18 protein-coding genes are annotated in these 16,309 nt (G+C 60.4%); 9 read left to right on the top strand and 9 right to left on the bottom strand.

The window, feature by feature from the left end; all coding sequences use genetic code 11:
- Nucleotides 1-9: 9 nt before the first annotated feature.
- Nucleotides 10-378 (bottom strand): VOC family protein, encoded by a 369-nt coding sequence (locus tag QE453_RS12320; protein ID WP_137068389.1) that lies wholly within the window; start codon nucleotides 376-378, stop codon nucleotides 10-12.
- 4 nt (nucleotides 379-382) lie between these two features.
- Nucleotides 383-1,906 (bottom strand): histidine--tRNA ligase, encoded by a 1,524-nt coding sequence (gene hisS, locus QE453_RS12315; RefSeq protein WP_072494018.1) that lies wholly within the window; start codon nucleotides 1,904-1,906, stop codon nucleotides 383-385.
- Nucleotides 1,907-2,140: 234 nt separating this feature from the next.
- On the opposite strand from hisS, the gene QE453_RS12310 reads away from it, so the two are divergent.
- The 5 genes from QE453_RS12310 to QE453_RS12290 are packed head-to-tail and all read left to right on the top strand — an operon-like array spanning nucleotide 2,141 to nucleotide 4,249.
- Entirely contained in the window at nucleotides 2,141-2,368 is a 228-nt protein-coding gene (locus tag QE453_RS12310) for a DUF6290 family protein (protein ID WP_107339072.1), read from the top strand.
- Entirely contained in the window at nucleotides 2,352-2,621 is a 270-nt protein-coding gene (locus QE453_RS12305; protein ID WP_184285262.1) for a type II toxin-antitoxin system RelE/ParE family toxin, read from the top strand. The genes QE453_RS12310 and QE453_RS12305 overlap by 17 nt, the downstream gene beginning before the upstream one ends.
- Nucleotides 2,622-2,627: 6 nt before the next feature.
- Entirely contained in the window at nucleotides 2,628-3,392 is a 765-nt protein-coding gene (locus QE453_RS12300) for a hypothetical protein (protein ID WP_112766541.1), read from the top strand.
- 41 nt (nucleotides 3,393-3,433) lie between these two features.
- Entirely contained in the window at nucleotides 3,434-3,817 is a 384-nt protein-coding gene (locus tag QE453_RS12295) for a hypothetical protein (protein WP_234904862.1), read from the top strand.
- A gap of 57 nt (nucleotides 3,818-3,874) precedes the next feature.
- On the top strand, nucleotides 3,875-4,249 hold the full coding sequence (locus QE453_RS12290) for a DUF305 domain-containing protein (protein WP_004440183.1): 375 nt from the start codon (nucleotides 3,875-3,877) through the stop codon (nucleotides 4,247-4,249).
- Nucleotides 4,250-4,395: 146 nt separating this feature from the next.
- On the opposite strand, the gene QE453_RS12285 is transcribed toward QE453_RS12290, so the two are convergent.
- Complete coding sequence (locus tag QE453_RS12285; RefSeq protein ID WP_004440182.1) at nucleotides 4,396-5,313, bottom strand: LysR substrate-binding domain-containing protein; 918 nt, start codon at nucleotides 5,311-5,313, stop codon at nucleotides 4,396-4,398.
- 81 nt (nucleotides 5,314-5,394) lie between these two features.
- Here QE453_RS12285 and QE453_RS12280 point away from each other — a divergent pair, with 81 nt between their 5' ends.
- A complete protein-coding gene (locus tag QE453_RS12280) occupies nucleotides 5,395-6,438 on the top strand; it encodes a YeiH family protein (protein WP_072494016.1) in 1,044 nt (347 codons plus the stop codon).
- 14 nt (nucleotides 6,439-6,452) lie between these two features.
- Here the strand turns inward: QE453_RS12280 and QE453_RS12275 are convergent, their stop codons facing one another.
- Together QE453_RS12275 and QE453_RS12270 are read right to left on the bottom strand one after the other, a co-directional pair.
- Nucleotides 6,453-6,896: a hypothetical protein gene (locus QE453_RS12275; RefSeq protein WP_004440178.1), complete on the bottom strand. Its 444-nt coding sequence runs from the start codon at nucleotides 6,894-6,896 to the stop codon at nucleotides 6,453-6,455.
- On the bottom strand, nucleotides 6,893-7,522 hold the full coding sequence (locus QE453_RS12270) for a DNA-3-methyladenine glycosylase I (protein WP_004440176.1): 630 nt from the start codon (nucleotides 7,520-7,522) through the stop codon (nucleotides 6,893-6,895). The genes QE453_RS12275 and QE453_RS12270 overlap by 4 nt, the downstream gene beginning before the upstream one ends.
- Before the next feature lie 234 nt (nucleotides 7,523-7,756).
- Between QE453_RS12270 and QE453_RS12265 the strand changes: the two genes are divergently transcribed.
- Both QE453_RS12265 and QE453_RS12260 read left to right on the top strand, forming a co-directional pair.
- Nucleotides 7,757-8,533 (top strand): L,D-transpeptidase, encoded by a 777-nt coding sequence (locus QE453_RS12265; protein ID WP_112766546.1) that lies wholly within the window; start codon nucleotides 7,757-7,759, stop codon nucleotides 8,531-8,533.
- 263 nt (nucleotides 8,534-8,796) lie between these two features.
- Nucleotides 8,797-9,456 carry an outer membrane beta-barrel protein gene (locus tag QE453_RS12260; RefSeq protein ID WP_004440172.1) on the top strand — a complete coding sequence of 220 codons (660 nt, stop codon included), beginning with the start codon at nucleotides 8,797-8,799 and terminating at the stop codon, nucleotides 9,454-9,456.
- Between the two features lie 230 nt (nucleotides 9,457-9,686).
- Here QE453_RS12260 and glcF read toward each other — a convergent pair whose 3' ends face one another.
- The 3 genes from glcF to QE453_RS12245 all read right to left on the bottom strand — a co-directional run bounded on the left by glcF (nucleotide 9,687) and on the right by QE453_RS12245 (nucleotide 13,842).
- On the bottom strand, nucleotides 9,687-10,988 hold the full coding sequence (glcF, locus tag QE453_RS12255) for a glycolate oxidase subunit GlcF (protein ID WP_309777145.1): 1,302 nt from the start codon (nucleotides 10,986-10,988) through the stop codon (nucleotides 9,687-9,689).
- Between the two features lie 3 nt (nucleotides 10,989-10,991).
- Nucleotides 10,992-12,206, bottom strand: coding sequence for an FAD-binding protein (locus QE453_RS12250; protein WP_309777144.1), 1,215 nt, complete (start codon nucleotides 12,204-12,206; stop codon nucleotides 10,992-10,994).
- Nucleotides 12,207-12,408: 202 nt separating this feature from the next.
- Nucleotides 12,409-13,842, bottom strand: coding sequence for an FAD-linked oxidase C-terminal domain-containing protein (locus QE453_RS12245; RefSeq protein ID WP_113380960.1), 1,434 nt, complete (start codon nucleotides 13,840-13,842; stop codon nucleotides 12,409-12,411).
- Nucleotides 13,843-13,947: 105 nt separating this feature from the next.
- Here QE453_RS12245 and QE453_RS12240 point away from each other — a divergent pair, with 105 nt between their 5' ends.
- Nucleotides 13,948-14,847: a LysR family transcriptional regulator gene (locus QE453_RS12240; protein ID WP_113380959.1), complete on the top strand. Its 900-nt coding sequence runs from the start codon at nucleotides 13,948-13,950 to the stop codon at nucleotides 14,845-14,847.
- A gap of 3 nt (nucleotides 14,848-14,850) precedes the next feature.
- On the opposite strand, the gene QE453_RS12235 is transcribed toward QE453_RS12240, so the two are convergent.
- A complete protein-coding gene (locus tag QE453_RS12235) occupies nucleotides 14,851-16,125 on the bottom strand; it encodes a DUF3422 family protein (protein WP_113380991.1) in 1,275 nt (424 codons plus the stop codon).
- Nucleotides 16,126-16,309: the final 184 nt, after the last annotated feature.

Genomic DNA, 16,309 nt, shown 5'->3' with positions numbered 1-16,309 from the left:
TACTTTTCGTCACGGTTCGAGCGGCTGCATCATTTCGATGCGGTTTCCGAAGGGATCATGGACATAAAACCGGTGATATCCCTCAAGCGGTTCATCCTCAACCACATGGCAGCCCGCTGTTTCAAGTGTTTTTCGCAAGTCTGCCAAGTCATCGACCAGAAACGCCGGATGGGCTTTTTTCGCCGGTCGGAAATCCTGCTCGATGCCCAGGTGCAGTTTTATCGAACCCCGGCTGAACCAACAGCCGCCGCGGGCAACCAGATTGGCCGGTTTTGCCTGTTCCGCAAAGCCGAGCAGGCTCCCGTAAAAAGCCCGCGCCTCTTTTTCACGGCCAGCCGGCATCGCCAGTTGAACATGGTCGAGCGCCAAGATCCCCATGGCTTCAGCGCCCTTCGGCGGCGCGGCGAACGTCCTCTGCCTGATGCTCCAGAATCTCGCGGACCTTTGCCACCAGCTCGGCCTCCGGCACGCTGACCTGGGCCACACGCGCCTCGCGCCAGCTGGCATTGTCCTCGATCTCGCCGGAGAGGCGCTTGCCTTCGATCAGGTCCTTGATCTGCACCACGCCTTCGGCGCGCTCGTCACCGCCCTGAATGATGGCAATGGGGGAACCGAGGCGGTCGGCGTATTTCAGCTGGTTGCCGAATTTCTTCCAGTTGCCCTGATACATTTCGGCGCGGATGCCTTCGGCCCGCAGCGCCTGGGTGAAGCGCTGATAACGGCTCATACTCTCCACATCACCATCCATGACGGTGATGAGAACGGGTGCGAGCGGCTTCACCTGGCCGAGCTTACCGAGGTTCTTGAGCGCCGTCATCAGGCGAGAAACGCCGATGGAGAAGCCCGTGGCGGGAACCGGCTGGCCCATGAAGCGGGAGACGAGGCCGTCATAACGGCCGCCGCCGCCGACGGAGCCGAACACGACCTTTTCGCCCTTTTCGTTGGTGACGTCGAAGGTGAGCTCGGCCTCATAGACCGGGCCTGTATAATATTCGAGGCCGCGAACGACCGAGGGGTCGATCTTGATGCGATCCGCATCGTAACCGGCACTGGAGACCAGAGCGCCGATGATGTTTAGTTCATCAACGCCCTCCTCGCCTTTCGAGGTGCCCGCGACCAGTTTCGCCAGATCATCGGCGCTCGCCGCATAATCCTTGATGCCGACGAAAAACAGGACCTTTTCGATCTGCTCGTCACCGAGACCGGCACCCTTAGTAAAGTCACCGGACTCGTCCTTGCGGCCGGGGCCGAGCAGCAGCTTCACACCCTCAGGGCCGAACTTGTCGAGCTTATCAATAGCGCGCAGCACGTTCAAACGACGACCGGCATTTTCCTCGCCACCGAGACCGATGGCTTCCATGACGCCATCGAGCACCTTGCGGTTGTTGACTCGGATAACGTAATCTCCGCGCTTGATGCCGAGTGCTTCCAGCGTATCTGCCATCATCATGCACATTTCGGCATCCGCCTGCACGCCGGATGCACCCACCGTATCGGCATCGAACTGCATGAACTGCCGGAAACGGCCGGGGCCGGGCTTTTCATTGCGGAAGACATAACCGGCGCGATAGGTGCGGTATGGCAGCTGGATTTCGTTGAAGTTTTCAGCCACATGGCGTGCGAGCGGCGCCGTCAGATCGTAGCGCAGGCTCATCCACTGGTCGTCGTCATCCTGCAACGAAAACACGCCCTCGTTCGGACGATCGCTGTCCGGTAGGAACTTGCCGAGCGCATCGGTATATTCGAACTGCGGCGTTTCGATCGGGTCGAAACCGTAAAGCTCATAAACCCTGCGGATCTTGTCGATCATCTCGTTGGTGGCATGGATATCGGCAGCCGAGCGGTCCACGAAGCCGCGCGGCAGGCGGGCTTTCAGTTTCTGAGGCTTTTTTGCTTTTTCGCTCATGGTGCCGATCCGATATTTTCCTGAAATTATGCCGGTGTTAAAGCGCGCCGCGCTTTAAATTCTGTTTTTACGCATGTCTTTATCCCAAAACCGCTGCGCACTTTTGGGAGACATGCTTTAGAGGATGAAGCCCTGTGCGGCAAGCCGCAAAGGCTCCGGTTTTACTGGCCGCGAAGGACAAGCGATGCTATATGGGATGCATGTATCCCATTTTAGTCGGAAAGGACGCAAGCGATGAGCAAACAGACGGCCATCCGCCTCCCGGATGAGACCTATGAGCGGCTGAAAGCGCTTTCCGAGCGCACCGGACGCACATCTGCCTATTACATTCGCGAGGCGATCGAGAAGCATATCGAGGACATGGAGGATCTCTATCTTGCTGAAGAGGCGACGCGGCGCCTCCAGCGCGGTGAATCAAAGGTGATAAGCGCCGAGGAGTTCTGGCGTGATCTGGACAATTGAATACGATAGTCTTGTCCAGAAAGAGATGCGGAAAATCGATCCGCAGGCCCGTCAGCGTATCCGCGCTTTCCTTCAAGAGAGAGTAGCGGCGCTAGACAATCCGCGCCAGACAGGTGCCGCCCTGCAAGGTTCCGAACTTGGAAATTTCTGGCGTTACCGGGTGGGCGATTATCGCATCATCTGCGATATACAGGATCATAAGCTCGTCGTGCTGGTGGTCGAAATCGGCCATCGCCGCGAAATTTACCGTTAGGCATTCATGATCCTCGAAGCCCTGCAATATGCCGCGACACGCGCGGTCACGCCGAAAGAATTCCGGCCGCATATCCGCTATTCCGTCAATCTCTGGGCACGCGCCAATCGTTGCGCCAAAGCCTGGGCGGAGCATGAAAACAACAGCCGGCAGTTCGTGCTGCAATCGGCGAGAAAGCTGAAGCAGAGACGGACCGCCGTGGTGCTGGGGTCCGGCCTGTTGCGGGATGTACCCCATGAGGCGCTGGTGGCGATGTTCGATACCGTCGTTCTGGTCGATCTGGTACATCTCGCCAGCGTGCAGGTGAAGTTGCGGCTCAACGCCAAAAAGAATGTCCGCGTCGCCAATCGCGATCTTTCCGGCTTCGATGATCTCATAGCCGGCCGACCGGCGGAACCGCTCGATTTCCTGCGGCGGGTGCCCTATCTCGATTTTGTCGTCTCGGCCAACCTGCTGTCGCAGATCGGTACGGGTGCACAGCATCGGCTGGAACGACAGAAAATAGCGGCTGCGCCTGATGATCTCCTGCCGAAACTCATTCATACGCATCTCGATGCGCTGGCCGGTCTGCCCTGCAAGGTGTGCCTCGTGACGGACACCGCCTTTGACGTCATCGGCAAGGATGGAAGCCTGCACCAGCACGAAGACCTGCTGCACGGCATTGAGCTTCCCGCGCCAGCCGCTGCATGGGAATGGCCGCTCGCGCCGCTTGGCGAGGAAAGCGGGGACTATCGCATCGTGCACCACGTCATTGCACGCGAACTTACCTGATCGTCATGCTTATTCCATAATTTCAGCGGTAACTTCACATCATGTCCCATGTGGTCCGCACATTGATGTTCCTTGCCTGCCTGCTTTACGGCGCGATGCCGGCGCAGATGGCGATGAGCATGCCGACAGGCATGGTTGTTTCCTCGCATTTGCCGATGAAACATCAAGATACCCAATCACACCCGCAAGGTCACGGTTCTCAAACGCCTGCGGAGAATGCCGCTCATGAAGCGGGAACGGGCGGTTGCTGCCCCCACGGCAACGATGCTTCGCATCCGGATTCCTGCGCCGCCTGCCTGATCGTGGTTCCACGAATGATCTTTGCCGATGCCGGGCGGATGGCATTCGCCTATGCGAAGCCGCAACGCGGCACTATGTTTGACGGCAAGGCTTTCGCGCCGCCGCTACCGCCTCCCCGCGCCTGACCACAGATTTTTCAGACCGACTTTCGAAAAATCCGTCAGACACAGGAAGGATAATCCATGTCTATCAAGACCATTACGCTCGCCGCCGCTTTTGCGGCCTCTCTCGCCATGCCCGCTTTTGCACAGGACGCGGGCGGCCATGCCGGACACGACATGTCAAAAGGCAGCATGAGCGACAGCGCCTCCACCCAGGCGTTCATGGAAGCCAGCAAAAAGATGCATGGCAATATGGCAATCGATTATAGTGGCGATGCCGACGTCGATTTCGTGCGCGGCATGATCCCGCATCATCAGGGGGCGATCGATATGGCCAAGGTCCAACTGCAATACGGCAAGGACCCGGAAATCCGCAAGCTGGCCGAAGAAGTGATCAAGGCGCAGGAAGGCGAAATCGCCATGATGAAGGCCTGGCTGAAGTCCAGGGGCAAGTGATTGCTATTGTTGAAGGGGAGCGCCGGCTATGGCGCTCCTCCGGCAACTTTGCTGCATATTTCTTCCCCCGGCGGGGAGAAGAAACTTGCGACAGCTTTCCCATACAACGGCGAACGCGCGAACGCCGCCTGCCACCCCGCGCTTTACTATAACCCCGCAAGACCGGCCTTGTAATCCTCCGATGCCGCGCGGCTGAGGCGTTCCAGCTCCATGGCTGCCCGGCTGGTGTGGCGTTCCTTGTGGCGCAACAAAGCGAAGTTGCGGGCGGGCAGATCAATACCAGCGCGAACGAGCAGCCCTTGCCGCAGGAAGAGGGATGCCACTGAGGCTGAAACCGCCGTCGCAGCCCCGCCGGAGCGTGCCGCCATCACCACCGCCTCGTTGGACGGCAGTTCAAGCATGACCGAGAGTTCACCCGGATCCACGCCCATCTGCCGCACCGCCGCCTCGAAGGCGGAGCGGGTGCCGGAGCCCTGCTCGCGCAGAACCCATGAAGTGCCGTAGAGGATATCCAGCGCGGTGAGATAACGGCCATCGGCAAAGGGGTGGGCGGAGCCCGTGACGACCAGAAGCTTGTCAGACACCACCGGCTGCACCATCAGAGCCGGCTCATCGATCCTGCCTTCAATGAAACCCACCTCCGCAAGACCGTCCAGCACAGCCTGCGTCACGGTCTTGGTATTACCGATATCCAGCCGCACGGTGACACCGGGATAGAGCTTCTTAAACTGCATCAGGATCGGCGGCAGCCAGTAGCTCGCAATGGTCTGGCTGGCGCAGACGGTGATTTCGCCGCGCGTCAGCCCGCCCATTTCGGAGAGAATTAGTTCCGCATTGCGCACACGCGCCAATGTCGCCTTTGCTTCACCCAGAAAAACCCGGCCGCTTTCAGTCAACTCAATGTTGCGTCCGACGCGGTGGAACAGTTCGACATTATAAAAGGCTTCGAGATTTTTGATGGCGGAGCTGACGGCGGAGGCGGTCAGACCGATGGCTTCCGCAGCCCTTGTGAGGTGCTCGCGTTCGGCTACGGCTATGAAAATACGGAGCTGCTCAAAGGTCATGGTTTTTCATTCGATTTTATCGAATAATATATGCCATATTATTTGATAGAATAAAACAGGCTGCTGCGGCATGGTCTGGTCATGGCCCAACATCGCACCCTTGCTCATCCCTTCCAGTTTTCGCTCCGCTGGCTCGCCCCGCTTCTTCCGGGCATTCTCATCTGTTCGGCCGTCAGCTGCGCCGCCATTCTGGCGGAGCGCTTTCAGGTGCGGCTTGCGGGCCATGCCTGGCTTGGCGATCTCGTTCTCGCCATTCTGATCGGGACCATGCTGCGTTCGCTGGTGGCTCTGCCCGCAGCCGCTTCCGCCGGCATAAAGTTCAGCGCCAAGACCCTGCTTGAAATCGCCGTGGCGCTTCTCGGTGCATCACTCAGCCTGTCCATCCTCAAGGGCGCGGGCGGTCTGCTGATAGGCGGCATTGCGCTGATCGTCGCGCTGTCACTGGTCGTCAGCTATGCCGCCGGGCGGATGCTCGGCCTCCCGCCCAAGCTCGCGACGTTGATTGCCTGCGGCAATTCCATCTGCGGCAATTCCGCCATTGCCGCTGCGGCACCTGCCATCGGCGCCAAGCCGGAAGATGTCGCCGCCTCGATTGCCTTTACCGCGGTTCTCGGTGTCGCCGCCGTGCTTTTGATGCCATTCCTGCCGCAGCTTCTCGGGCTCGACGCCACCCAATACGGCATCTTCGCCGGGCTTACGGTCTATGCCGTGCCGCAGGTTCTGGCCGCCACCGCCCCGCTTGGCGCGATTGCCGTGCAAACCGGCACCATCGTGAAGCTCATCCGCGTGCTGATGCTGGGACCTGTCATCGCCACCCTCTCCGTCGTCCACGGCCGGTCCGACAAGGGACGCCTCAGATTGCAGCAGATGGTTCCGTGGTTCATCATCGGCTTCGTGCTGATGATCATGGCCCGGTCATTCGGTCTCATCCCTGAAGTCCTGCTTGCCCCCGTCGCCTCTCTCTCAAACATCCTCACCATCATGTCGATGGCGGCGTTGGGCCTGTCGGTCGATATCCGCAGCCTTCGCCACGCCGGCGGCAAGGTCATCCTCGCTGCCAGCCTGTCTCTCTTGCTGCTGGGTATCCTGAGCTTTGGCCTGATCGTATTAACCCAGACGGCCTGAGCCAGCTTCCGGCTTTATTCGCCGGCGCTGACAGTAAGTGTATAATGCGCACCGAGCCCGCGGCGCGGCGAACCGAGAATGAGCGTCGGGCGAATCAACCACTCGGTATCTGCCTTTGGTGTCAGCGTCGCCACCTTGCCCTGGGAATCGCTGAAGAAAATCGCATCTTCATCCGGGGTCGAAAAATCGAAGATCGCCATCAACACGAATTCGCTCGAGGCGGCAAGCTCGACCTTCACCGTCTGCCCTGCCTTCACCTTCAGACGATAAACATCGCCGCGCCCGCGGCGCGTCCAGCCCTCGAGCTTCAGCGGGCCGGCCGGTGGCAACGCCACCTCCTTAAGCCTTTCGCCGTCATCCAGCCAGATACCGTCGACGTTGCGGCCTTCCGCAAAGGAGGGGTGCGGCACGGCGGCCATGGCCATGGCAAGCGCCAGGAGAAGGGGGGTTACCTTCATGGACGTACAAACTCCCGCCGCATGACCTCTATCGGCTGGCGGCAATGACAGCCTTCGATATGGTCGTTGACCATACCCATGGCCTGCATGAATGCATAGACGGTCGTCGGGCCGACAAAGGTCCAGCCCCGCTTCTTCAGATCCTTGGAAAGGCGGATGGAGGCGGCGCTAGTGGGATTGGCCCTTAAAGTCGCATAGTCCAGCCTTTGCGGCCTTTCTGCGGCAGCCGGTTCGAAACCCCAGAAATATCGGGCGAGCGACCCGAACTCGTCCCGCAGAGCCACGGCGCGGCGGGCGTTGTTGATGGTGGAAACAATCTTGCCGCGATGGCGGATAATGCCCTTGTCGGCGAGGCAGCGCTCGATATCGGCCTCGCCGAACTCGGCCACTTTTTCGAACTCGAAATTGGCGAATGCAAGACGGAAAGCCTCCCGCTTGCGCAGCACCGTCAGCCAGGAGAGGCCGGACTGAAAGCCCTCCAGGCAAATTTTCTCAAACAGGCGGCGATCATCGGTGACGGGATAACCCCATTCCTCGTCGTGATATCGGCTGTAATCCGCAAGCCCCTGCTGCCAGAAGCACCGAACAAGGCCATCCGCGCCCGTTTCAAGTCCCGCCTCGATCATTTCCGCGACCACCTTTTCCACTCCGCCTGCGACCACTTAAAGACTGCACTTACCACTCATTCACCACGTTTCAAAACGGGGTGCTAACCCTAAAATCAGCTTTCCTTAATCAAGCGCTTTTTAATGAACAGCCATTTACGATTCGCTGGCGTCAAGGTGCGAACGTGTTCGGCAAAGCGGGAGAATGATCCCGCAAATCCATAGTTGCGACGTCCCGCAGAGAGAGTCCACCCGATGACGATGAAGTCCGTTTTCCTGGCGTTGAGCCTTGTTTCCACCCTCGCCGTCCCTGCCGCCATGGCCAATGAACGTTATCGCGAGCGTCCGCCCGTCGTCGTCAGCCCGGATCTTTCCGCGCCATGGGTAACCCAGCTCGGCGGCCGCGGCAACGTGCGCCCCGTTGTCTATCCGCGCGCACCTGCCGCGCGCCAGCCGTTCTTCCAGCAGCGTCAGGCCGCAATGCCGCAGCGACCCAGCTCCGGCGTCACATCGCAGCGCCCGGCACGGGTGCAGAATGCCGCCGTACGCCCCAATCCGCCGGTGCGTACCCAGATCGCGCCGCAATTCCTGCCGCAGATCGTCACCTATCCGACCAATGAAAAACCCGGCACTATCGTCATCGATACGCCGAACCGTTTCCTCTATCTCGTGCTTGCCGATGGCAAGGCCCGGCGTTATGGCGTCGGCGTCGGCAAGCCCGGTTTCGAATGGGCTGGAACTCACAAGGTGACCCGTAAGGCGGAATGGCCGAGCTGGACCCCGCCGAAGGAAATGATCACCCGAGAGGCGGCAAAAGGACATTACCTGCCGGCCTTCATGGAAGGCGGCCCCGCCAACCCGATGGGCGCGCGCGCCATGTATCTCGGCTCGACGCTTTACCGGATCCACGGCACCAACCAGCCCTGGACGATCGGCAGCAACAATTCCTCCGGCTGCATCCGCATGCGCAACGAGGATGTCACCGATCTCTATGAGCGCGTCAACGTCGGAACCAAGGTCATTGTGATATGACGGCAACGGTTCAGCCTTTCCGGCCGCTTCGGAACGGGCGTATCGGCTTATCCGCTTGAATTACCGCCCTGCGGCGGTACAATCCGGCTCACTTCAGCGGAATGAGACTTGGCGGGGGACGCCAGGCGCCGAACCTCTCTCAGGGGGATGACGGAACGGCCTTAAAGCGGGTGGTCAATCGACCGCCCGTTTTTCGTTTCTGTCATTCAAATGTTATCAAAAAACGGTTTGGTGAATTACTGATATCAATCTGGATTCACTTCATGCCGCGCCATACTTCATTTGTTTGCGCCCTGCTCTTCAGCGGCGTTTCCTTCTCTGCCGCAATCGCGGGCGAATTCGAAATTTCCGGTTACGGCGGCTGGCAAAGCGCACCGCACAGCGATGTGAAAGTTTCCGACGGTCCGGATTTCCGCGCCGGATGGGAAGGCAAGTCCTTTTCCAACCCGCCCTACTGGGGCGTGCGCGGCACCTACTGGTTCGATGAGGGTCAGCTCCGGAATTTCGGTATCTCGCTCGATTTCACCCATGACAAGGTCTATGCCGATGACCAGACGCTTGCCCGCTCAGGCTGGTCGCATTTCGAATTCACCGACGGCCTGAACCTACTGACGCTGAACGCGCTCTACCGCTTTCCGCTGGAATCCCTGCCGATCACCCCTTACGTCGGCGCCGGCGTCGGCATCAACGTGCCGCATGTGGAAGTGTACCGCCCCTCCGGCAAGACTTTCGAATACCAGTTCGGCGGCGCAACGCTGCAGGCGCAGGCCGGCCTCAGCTACCGCATCACCGACAGCTGGTCGACCTTCGTGGAATATAAGGGCACCTATTCCTTCGTCGATGTCGATATCGACAATGGTGGCTCGTTGAAGACCGACATCATCACCAATGCGGTGAATTTCGGTGTGGCGTATAAGTTTTAGTGGTGGCTTGGGAAGCGGGGCACATCTGGCAGCCGATGGGCATCCCCTCAACCTCATTCCTGTGCTTGTCACAGGAATCTGGCCGATGCGCGTCTGCGTGACGGAAAGAATCTTCTCGGCCCAAGGACTGGCTGGATCCCAGTGACAAGCACAGGGATGAGGAAACGAGAGCGACGACGCTCAGGCGAAACTTTTCTCATGCACGACGGGCTTTACTGGTGCGCGGCGTTCTAAACCGAGAGTCTAGCCGGCTTCGGCCCGCCATAAGCCCAGTCCAAAAGCTCGACAGTGTGCAGGATCGGCATGTCCGTGCCGGTTCCGATCTGCGTGATGCAGCCGATATTTCCTGTCGCGATGACATCTGCCCGCGTGGCCTCGATGTTCTTCACCTTGCGCGCCTTGAGCTTGCCGGAAATTTCCGGTTGCAGGATGTTGTAGGTTCCGGCCGAGCCGCAGCAGAGATGCCCTTCCGCCGGATCACGCACGGCAAAACCCGCCGCCTTCAGCAGTTGTTTCGGCGCAAGCGTGATCTTCTGACCGTGCTGCATGGAGCACGCGGAATGATAGGCGACCGTCAGCCCCTGGCTTTGCTGTTGCGGCAGATCGAGCGTGGCGAGGTATTCGGTGATGTCCTTTGCCAGAGCCGAGACCCGCGCGGCCTTTTCGGCATAGGCCGGATCAAGCCGAAGCATATGGCCGTAATCCTTGATGGTGGTGCCGCAGCCCGACGCGGTGATGATGATGGCGTCGAGACCGCCATTCTCCATCTCGCGCGTCCAGACATCGACATTCCGCCGAGCAGAAGCCAGCGCCTCTTCCTCCCGCCCCATATGATGCACCAGCGAACCGCAGCAGCCCTCCCCTTTCGGCACAACGACCTCGATACCGAGCCGCGTAAGCAGCCGCAGCGTCGCCTCATTGATACCGGGATCAAGCACCGGCTGGGCGCAGCCGGTGAGAATGGCGACGCGCCCGCGCTTTTCACCTTCGGCCGGTCGAGCGCCCGGGCGGCTTGACGCCGACGCTGGAGGGACCGCGGCCGGCGTGAGAGCAAGCATGGACTGCAGCGGTTTCAGCGCGGGAGCCTTTGCAAAAAGACCGGCGAAAGGCCGTGCCAGACGGGCCAGATGCAGGGCCAGCCGGAAACGGGCAGGATGGGGTAATATGCCGACCAGAAGATTGCGGATCAGCCGATCCATGAAGGGGCGCTTGTATGTCTGCTCGATATGGGCGCGGGCATGATCGACCAGATGCATGTAATCCACGCCGGAGGGACAGGTGGTGGTGCAGGCAAGACAGGAAAGACAGCGGTCGATATGGGTGACCACCTCGCGGTCGGCCGGACGGCTGTTTTCCAGCATGTCCTTGATGAGGTAGATGCGGCCGCGCGGGCCGTCCAGTTCGTTGCCAAGCGTGACATAGGTGGGACAGGTGGCGGTGCAGAAGCCGCAATGCACACATTTGCGCAGGATTTTTTCGGATTCCGCCACATGTGGATCGGCCAGCTGCTCAGGCGTGAAGGATGTTTGCATGGTTCAGACGGCCCTTTCCATCGTTACGGCCATCTTGCCGGGATTGAAGATGCCCACGGGATCGAGCTTTTCCCTGATACGCGCGGAAAGCAGCGCTTCCGCCGCCGGGCGCGGTTCGAAGGCCGCGACTTTGGCGCGCACAGCATCGCTCGCCCTTACCAGCGTGGCATGGCCACCGCCGAGCGCACGGATTGCGCCGCGCAGCAGATGGGCTTCGGGGTTCGCCTCCATCTGCATCCAGACCAGGCCGCCCTGCCAGTCATAGAAGGCGTCGATGCCTGCCTCCATGCGCAGCGCCGCAACAAGCTGGTGGCCCATCGAAGGCGCTACCGAGACTTTCCAGAGCGGCTTGGCGGATTGGCCGGCATAGGGCGCGACATCCCGGACCTGCCGCCACAAAAGACTGCTTTCCTCGCCCTCCAGCAGCGCCCAGGGTCCGACGCGATCCATGACCGACAGGAGTTTAGCCGTGCGGGCCTCCACCGAGGCCGCAAGGCCTTCCAGACGCAGAATGGTGGCCGGTCCTTCCGGCAAGCCGCCATCGATAAAGCGGGAGCGCACGCTTTCAGGCAGATGCGCCGCGCCGGAGACCTCGACGCTCATCGCCATCGCCGCCGCCATGATGCGCGTCGCCGCCTCGTCATCAAGGCCGGACACGACAACGGTTTTTTCGACGGGCGGTTTCGGCAGCACGCGGAATGTGACTTCGGTGAGGAACCCAAGCGTGCCGAAAGAACCAGCGAGAAACTTCGACAGATCGAGACCGGTGACATTCTTCATCACCCGGCCGCCGGCCTTGATGATCTCGCCGTTACCATTGACGAAACGGATGCCCAAAAGGCTGTCACGCGCCGCACCCGCCACATAGCGGCGCGGACCGGAAACATTGGCGGCAAAGACGCCGCCAATGGTCGGTTCGCCATGGGTGCCCATGATGGGGCGATGGTCCATCGGTTCGAAGGCCATCATCTGGCGATTTTCTGCCAGCGCCGCTTCCACAGTTGCGAGCGGCGTGCCACTCTTGGCAGTCATGACCATTTCGGCGGGGACGTAGGAAACGATACCGTTCATCGCACGGGAGGTTAGCACGGTCTCCGCCGTCACCGCATTGCCGAAACCGGAGCGAGTGTTGCCGCCGAAGATTTTCAGCGGGGTTTTGCGCGTGGCATGATCGCGGATGATGTCGGCGACCTGGGTTTCTGCGTAGGGCGTCAGCATGCGATTATTGCCTTCGAGCAAGTGATACCCCCCTCTGCCCTGCCGGGCATCTTCCCCTCAAGGGGGGAGATCGATATGCCGCACTCACCCGTTCCATGGGCAGGGTGTTCTCCCCTTGCCGATCTCCCCCCTTCAGGGGAAGATGCCCGGCAGGGCAGAAGGGGGTAAGCCACACCCTGCAACATCATAAAACCAGCGCCCATCAACCCCTCCCCTCAAGCGGAAACACCTTGGAAGGGTTCATCAGCCAGCCCTCGTCAAAGGCTGCCCGCACCGCCATCTGCTGTGCGAGATCGGCCTCGCCATATTGGTGGCGCATCAGGTCACGCTTTTCGATGCCCACACCATGTTCACCGGTCAAACAGCCACCGGCATCCACACAGAGCTTCAAAATTTCGTTGCCCGCTTCTTCCGCACGGGCCGCATCGTCAGGGTCATTGGCGTTGAACAGGATCAGCGGGTGCATGTTACCATCCCCCGCATGGAAGACATTGGCGACGCGCAGGCCGAGGCGATCGGTGATCTCACTCGTCTTTTTCAGCACATGGGAAAGCTGGGAGAGCGGCACCGTGCCGTCCATGCAGATATAATCCGCGATACGACCCGTTGCGCCAAAGGCGGATTTGCGGCCTTTCCAGATCGCCGCCGCCTCCATTGCCGACTGACATTCCTTCACCGTCTTCACGCCATGTCGTCGGGCAATGGCCACGATATCGGCCAGCATGGCGTCCATTTCCGCCTCGGAGCCTTCGACCTCCACGATCAGAAGCGCACCGACGTCAAGCGGATATCCCGCTTTGGCGAAGGCCTCGCAGATTTCGATTGCCGGTTTGTCCATGAACTCGATGGCAACAGGGATGATGCCCGCGCCAATGATATCCGCGACGCAGGAGCCCGCTTCTTCGGAAGTTTCGAAACCGAACAGCACCGGGCGCGCGCCCTCCGGCTTGGCGATGAGGCGCACCGTTGCCTCCGTCACGATACCGAGTTGGCCTTCGGAGCCGCAGGCAAGCGCGAGCAGGTCGTAACCTGCAGCATCCAGATGCTTGCCGCCCAGCTCCAGCACCGTGCCATCGACCAGCACCATCTTGACGCCAAGCAGGTTATTGGTGGTGACGCCATATTTCAGACAGTGCGCGCCGCCGGAATTCATACCGATATTGCCGCCGATGGTGCAGGCAAGCTGCGAGCTGGGGTCGGGTGCATAAAAGAAACCCTCCGCGCCTGCGGCATCGGAGATGGAGAGATTGGTGACGCCCGCCTGTACCCGCGCCGTGCGATTGTAAAAATCAAGCTCAAGGATCGCACTCATTTTCGACAGGCCGATCACCACGGCGTCTTCCTGCGGGATAGCGCCGCCGGAAAGCGAGGTGCCTGCCCCGCGCGGCACGACCGGAATGCCGGAGCGATGGCAATATGTCATGACAGCCGCCGCCTCCTCCGTCGTTCTCGGCAAAGCGACGGCGAGCGGCAGACGGCGATAGGAAACGAAAGCATCGGTCTCGAAAGGCACGAGTTCGCGGGGCTCGTGCACAAGACAGTCATCAGGCAGGACGGTCTTGAGGTCGGCGATAATTCGTTCGCGATCCGCCAAGACCTGAGCGCGCGGCTCCAGAAACTTTATAGGCTGCGTCACCGCCGCTCCTCCGTGCCGATAACTGGTATTGTTTCTTTACCACTTTGAAGTCGCGCAATCAAATGTTATGGATTTTTTCTATTCTGGAAACAATCGAGGGCAACTATGACAAATCTGGGTGATCTCGAAGTCTTTGCCAGCGTTGCCGCCTCCGGCAGCATGTCGCTTGCTGCCAAGGAGCTTGGTTATTCGCCCGCCGTCATTTCCAAGCGCATCAAGCGATTGGAAGAAAAGCTCGGTGCCCGGCTGTTCCAGCGCACCACGCGACAAATCTCTTTGACCGAAGCGGGGCAAGGCTTTTACGAACGGGTGCTGGCTGTTCTCGAAGGGCTGGAAGAGGCGGAGGATTTCGTCTCCGGCCGGGCCAATACCGTCAACGGCACGCTAAAGATTTCCGCACCCACCTCTTTCGGGCGCATGCATATCGCGCCACATCTGAAGACATTCATGGAGCGGCATCCGGACCTGTCGGTCAATCTGGTGCTGAGCGATGAGTTCATCGATATTATCGAGGGCGGTTACGATCTGGCGATCCGTATCGCCGATCTCAACTCCTCCAGCCTCGTGGCCCGCAGGCTGGCACCGGTGCGGCGCGTGCTTTGCGCCTCGGCGGAGTATGTAAAGGCGTACGGCATGCCGGCCACGATCGAAGACATCAGGAAGCATCGCTGCCTGCCCGCGCATAATAACGACATCTGGCGACTGGAAGGACCCGGCGGCGCGCTCAGCCTTCGCCCGGAGGGGATGCTCATCACCAACTCAAGCGAGGTGATCCGCGAGGCCGTCATATCGGGCCTCGGCATTGCGCTGCGCTCCACATGGGATATCGGCCACGAATTGCGCAGCGGGAAGCTGGTGCAGGTCCTGCCTGACTATGAAGGGTCGCGCAACGTGACGCTGTCTGCGGTCTACCCAAGCCGGCAGTTTCTGCCGGCAAAGGTGCGGCTGTTCATCGATTATCTCGCTGCGCTCTACGGTCCTTCACCCTATTGGGAGCAGGGCTGACACTCAGTGCCCGCCCTCCGCATGAGAGCGGCGGATGCGGCGCACTACCCACCAGACGCCAAGCACGGCGAAGGGCACAGAAACGCCGGTGACCACGGTCGGGTCGACCGGCAGCACATCATGGCTGATTGCCTTGGTGAGATAACCGATAAGCCCGACGACATAATAGGAGATGGCGGCGACAGACAGGCCTTCCACCGTCTGCTGCAGGCGAAGCTGCATCGCGGCGCGCTTGTTCATGGTGTTGAGCAGCACGGTGTTCTGCCGTTCCAGCTCCACATCGATCCAGCTTCGAACCAGAGCCGTGGCGCGATAGAGCTTGCGCGACAGGTTGGCCTGCCGCTCTTCCACCGACTGGCAGGTGCGCATGGCGGGCGCCATACGCCGTTCCAGAAAGCTGCCCATCGTCTCATGGCCATGAACAGGCGTTTCCGCGAGCGCCCGTATGCGTTCGCGCACGATGCCGTCATAGGCGCGGCTGGCGCCAAAACGATAGAGGCTGAGGGCGGCATTGGCTTCGAGTTCCGCAGCAAGCCGGGTCATTTCGGCCAGCAGCGCATCCGCCTCGTCACGCGCGCCGTTTTTCATGCGTTGGGTGATGCCCGTCAAGCCATCCTCGATGCGGCGGATTTCCGGCGAGAGCGTCTGCGCCATCGGCAGGCCGAGCATGGCAAGCGTGCGATAGGTTTCAATATCCAGCAGCCGCTGCACCAGCGCGCCGCGGCTGTAATCGCTGAGGCCCCGGTCGATCACCAATATCTGCGTCAGCCCGTCGCGATCCTGCCTGAAATCGGTGAGGATGGCCGCCTGACCGTCGCGCACGTCGCTATGACAGAGGCTGGTCGGCTCGAAGATTGTTTCCGCCTGCGAGGTAAAACCACTCTCCGGCCGAATTTCCAGCCGCACGCCCGAGATCAGCGAGCCGGGCGGCGAAAAGCCGTCACCGAAGGGATCGCCGGCAATCTCCCCGCCAAATTTTTCCGGCGCAGGGCCATCCCAGAACCAGGTCGAAAATTCGGTATGTCGCTCCCAGCGCAAGGTCCCCTGCCCCCACGGCATGGCGTGGTGACGCGCATCGCGTTCCGGCGGCGCAACACCGCGGCTGCGCGACATTTCCGCAATGACGGAATGGTGCACGGCCGAGCCGCCATCCATCATGAAGGCAAGCTGGATGATGATGCGCGACGGGGCAAGCAGCACCGTCGGCCGCGCATGCACCTCGCCCAATGCCAGCGACCGTTCCGGCGCGCTTGCGAATGCAAATCTACCCTTTGCCATTGCGATATCGTCCCCGCTTTTATGGCTGATGTCTAAGGCATCGTTTGTGATGACAACACCACGATCGACGCCGATGTCACTGTTTTGATCCACCTGACAGAAAAATCCGCTGTAGTGCCCCTGTCGGGACCGCTTTAACAAAAGCCAATTCAAAAAGGCAGATGCCGTGTTGCCGCAGGCATTG

Source organism: Agrobacterium sp. SORGH_AS_0440, from assembly GCF_031453135.1.
Taxonomy (GTDB): Bacteria; Pseudomonadota; Alphaproteobacteria; order Rhizobiales; family Rhizobiaceae; genus Agrobacterium; species Agrobacterium pusense.
This window is presented reverse-complemented; position numbering and strand designations above follow the sequence as displayed.

What these genes read in the sequence shown, in the direction of transcription:
- QE453_RS12310 (WP_107339072.1), top strand. Translation starts at nt 2,141, where the DNA reads ATGAGCAAACAGACGGCCATCCGCCTCCCGGATGAGACCTATGAGCGG.
- QE453_RS12295 (WP_234904862.1), top strand. Translation starts at nt 3,434, where the DNA reads ATGTCCCATGTGGTCCGCACATTGATGTTCCTTGCCTGCCTGCTTTAC.
- hisS (WP_072494018.1), bottom strand. Translation starts at nt 1,906, where the DNA reads ATGAGCGAAAAAGCAAAAAAGCCTCAGAAACTGAAAGCCCGCCTGCCG.
- QE453_RS12265 (WP_112766546.1), top strand. Translation starts at nt 7,757, where the DNA reads ATGACGATGAAGTCCGTTTTCCTGGCGTTGAGCCTTGTTTCCACCCTC.
- QE453_RS12260 (WP_004440172.1), top strand. Translation starts at nt 8,797, where the DNA reads ATGCCGCGCCATACTTCATTTGTTTGCGCCCTGCTCTTCAGCGGCGTT.
- QE453_RS12270 (WP_004440176.1), bottom strand. Translation starts at nt 7,522, where the DNA reads ATGATCGAGGCGGGACTTGAAACGGGCGCGGATGGCCTTGTTCGGTGC.
- QE453_RS12320 (WP_137068389.1), bottom strand. Translation starts at nt 378, where the DNA reads ATGGGGATCTTGGCGCTCGACCATGTTCAACTGGCGATGCCGGCTGGC.
- QE453_RS12280 (WP_072494016.1), top strand. Translation starts at nt 5,395, where the DNA reads ATGGCCCAACATCGCACCCTTGCTCATCCCTTCCAGTTTTCGCTCCGC.
- glcF (WP_309777145.1), bottom strand. Translation starts at nt 10,988, where the DNA reads ATGCAAACATCCTTCACGCCTGAGCAGCTGGCCGATCCACATGTGGCG.
- QE453_RS12290 (WP_004440183.1), top strand. Translation starts at nt 3,875, where the DNA reads ATGTCTATCAAGACCATTACGCTCGCCGCCGCTTTTGCGGCCTCTCTC.
- QE453_RS12300 (WP_112766541.1), top strand. Translation starts at nt 2,628, where the DNA reads ATGATCCTCGAAGCCCTGCAATATGCCGCGACACGCGCGGTCACGCCG.
- QE453_RS12235 (WP_113380991.1), bottom strand. Translation starts at nt 16,125, where the DNA reads ATGGCAAAGGGTAGATTTGCATTCGCAAGCGCGCCGGAACGGTCGCTG.
- QE453_RS12250 (WP_309777144.1), bottom strand. Translation starts at nt 12,206, where the DNA reads ATGCTGACGCCCTACGCAGAAACCCAGGTCGCCGACATCATCCGCGAT.
- QE453_RS12285 (WP_004440182.1), bottom strand. Translation starts at nt 5,313, where the DNA reads ATGACCTTTGAGCAGCTCCGTATTTTCATAGCCGTAGCCGAACGCGAG.
- QE453_RS12240 (WP_113380959.1), top strand. Translation starts at nt 13,948, where the DNA reads ATGACAAATCTGGGTGATCTCGAAGTCTTTGCCAGCGTTGCCGCCTCC.
- QE453_RS12275 (WP_004440178.1), bottom strand. Translation starts at nt 6,896, where the DNA reads ATGAAGGTAACCCCCCTTCTCCTGGCGCTTGCCATGGCCATGGCCGCC.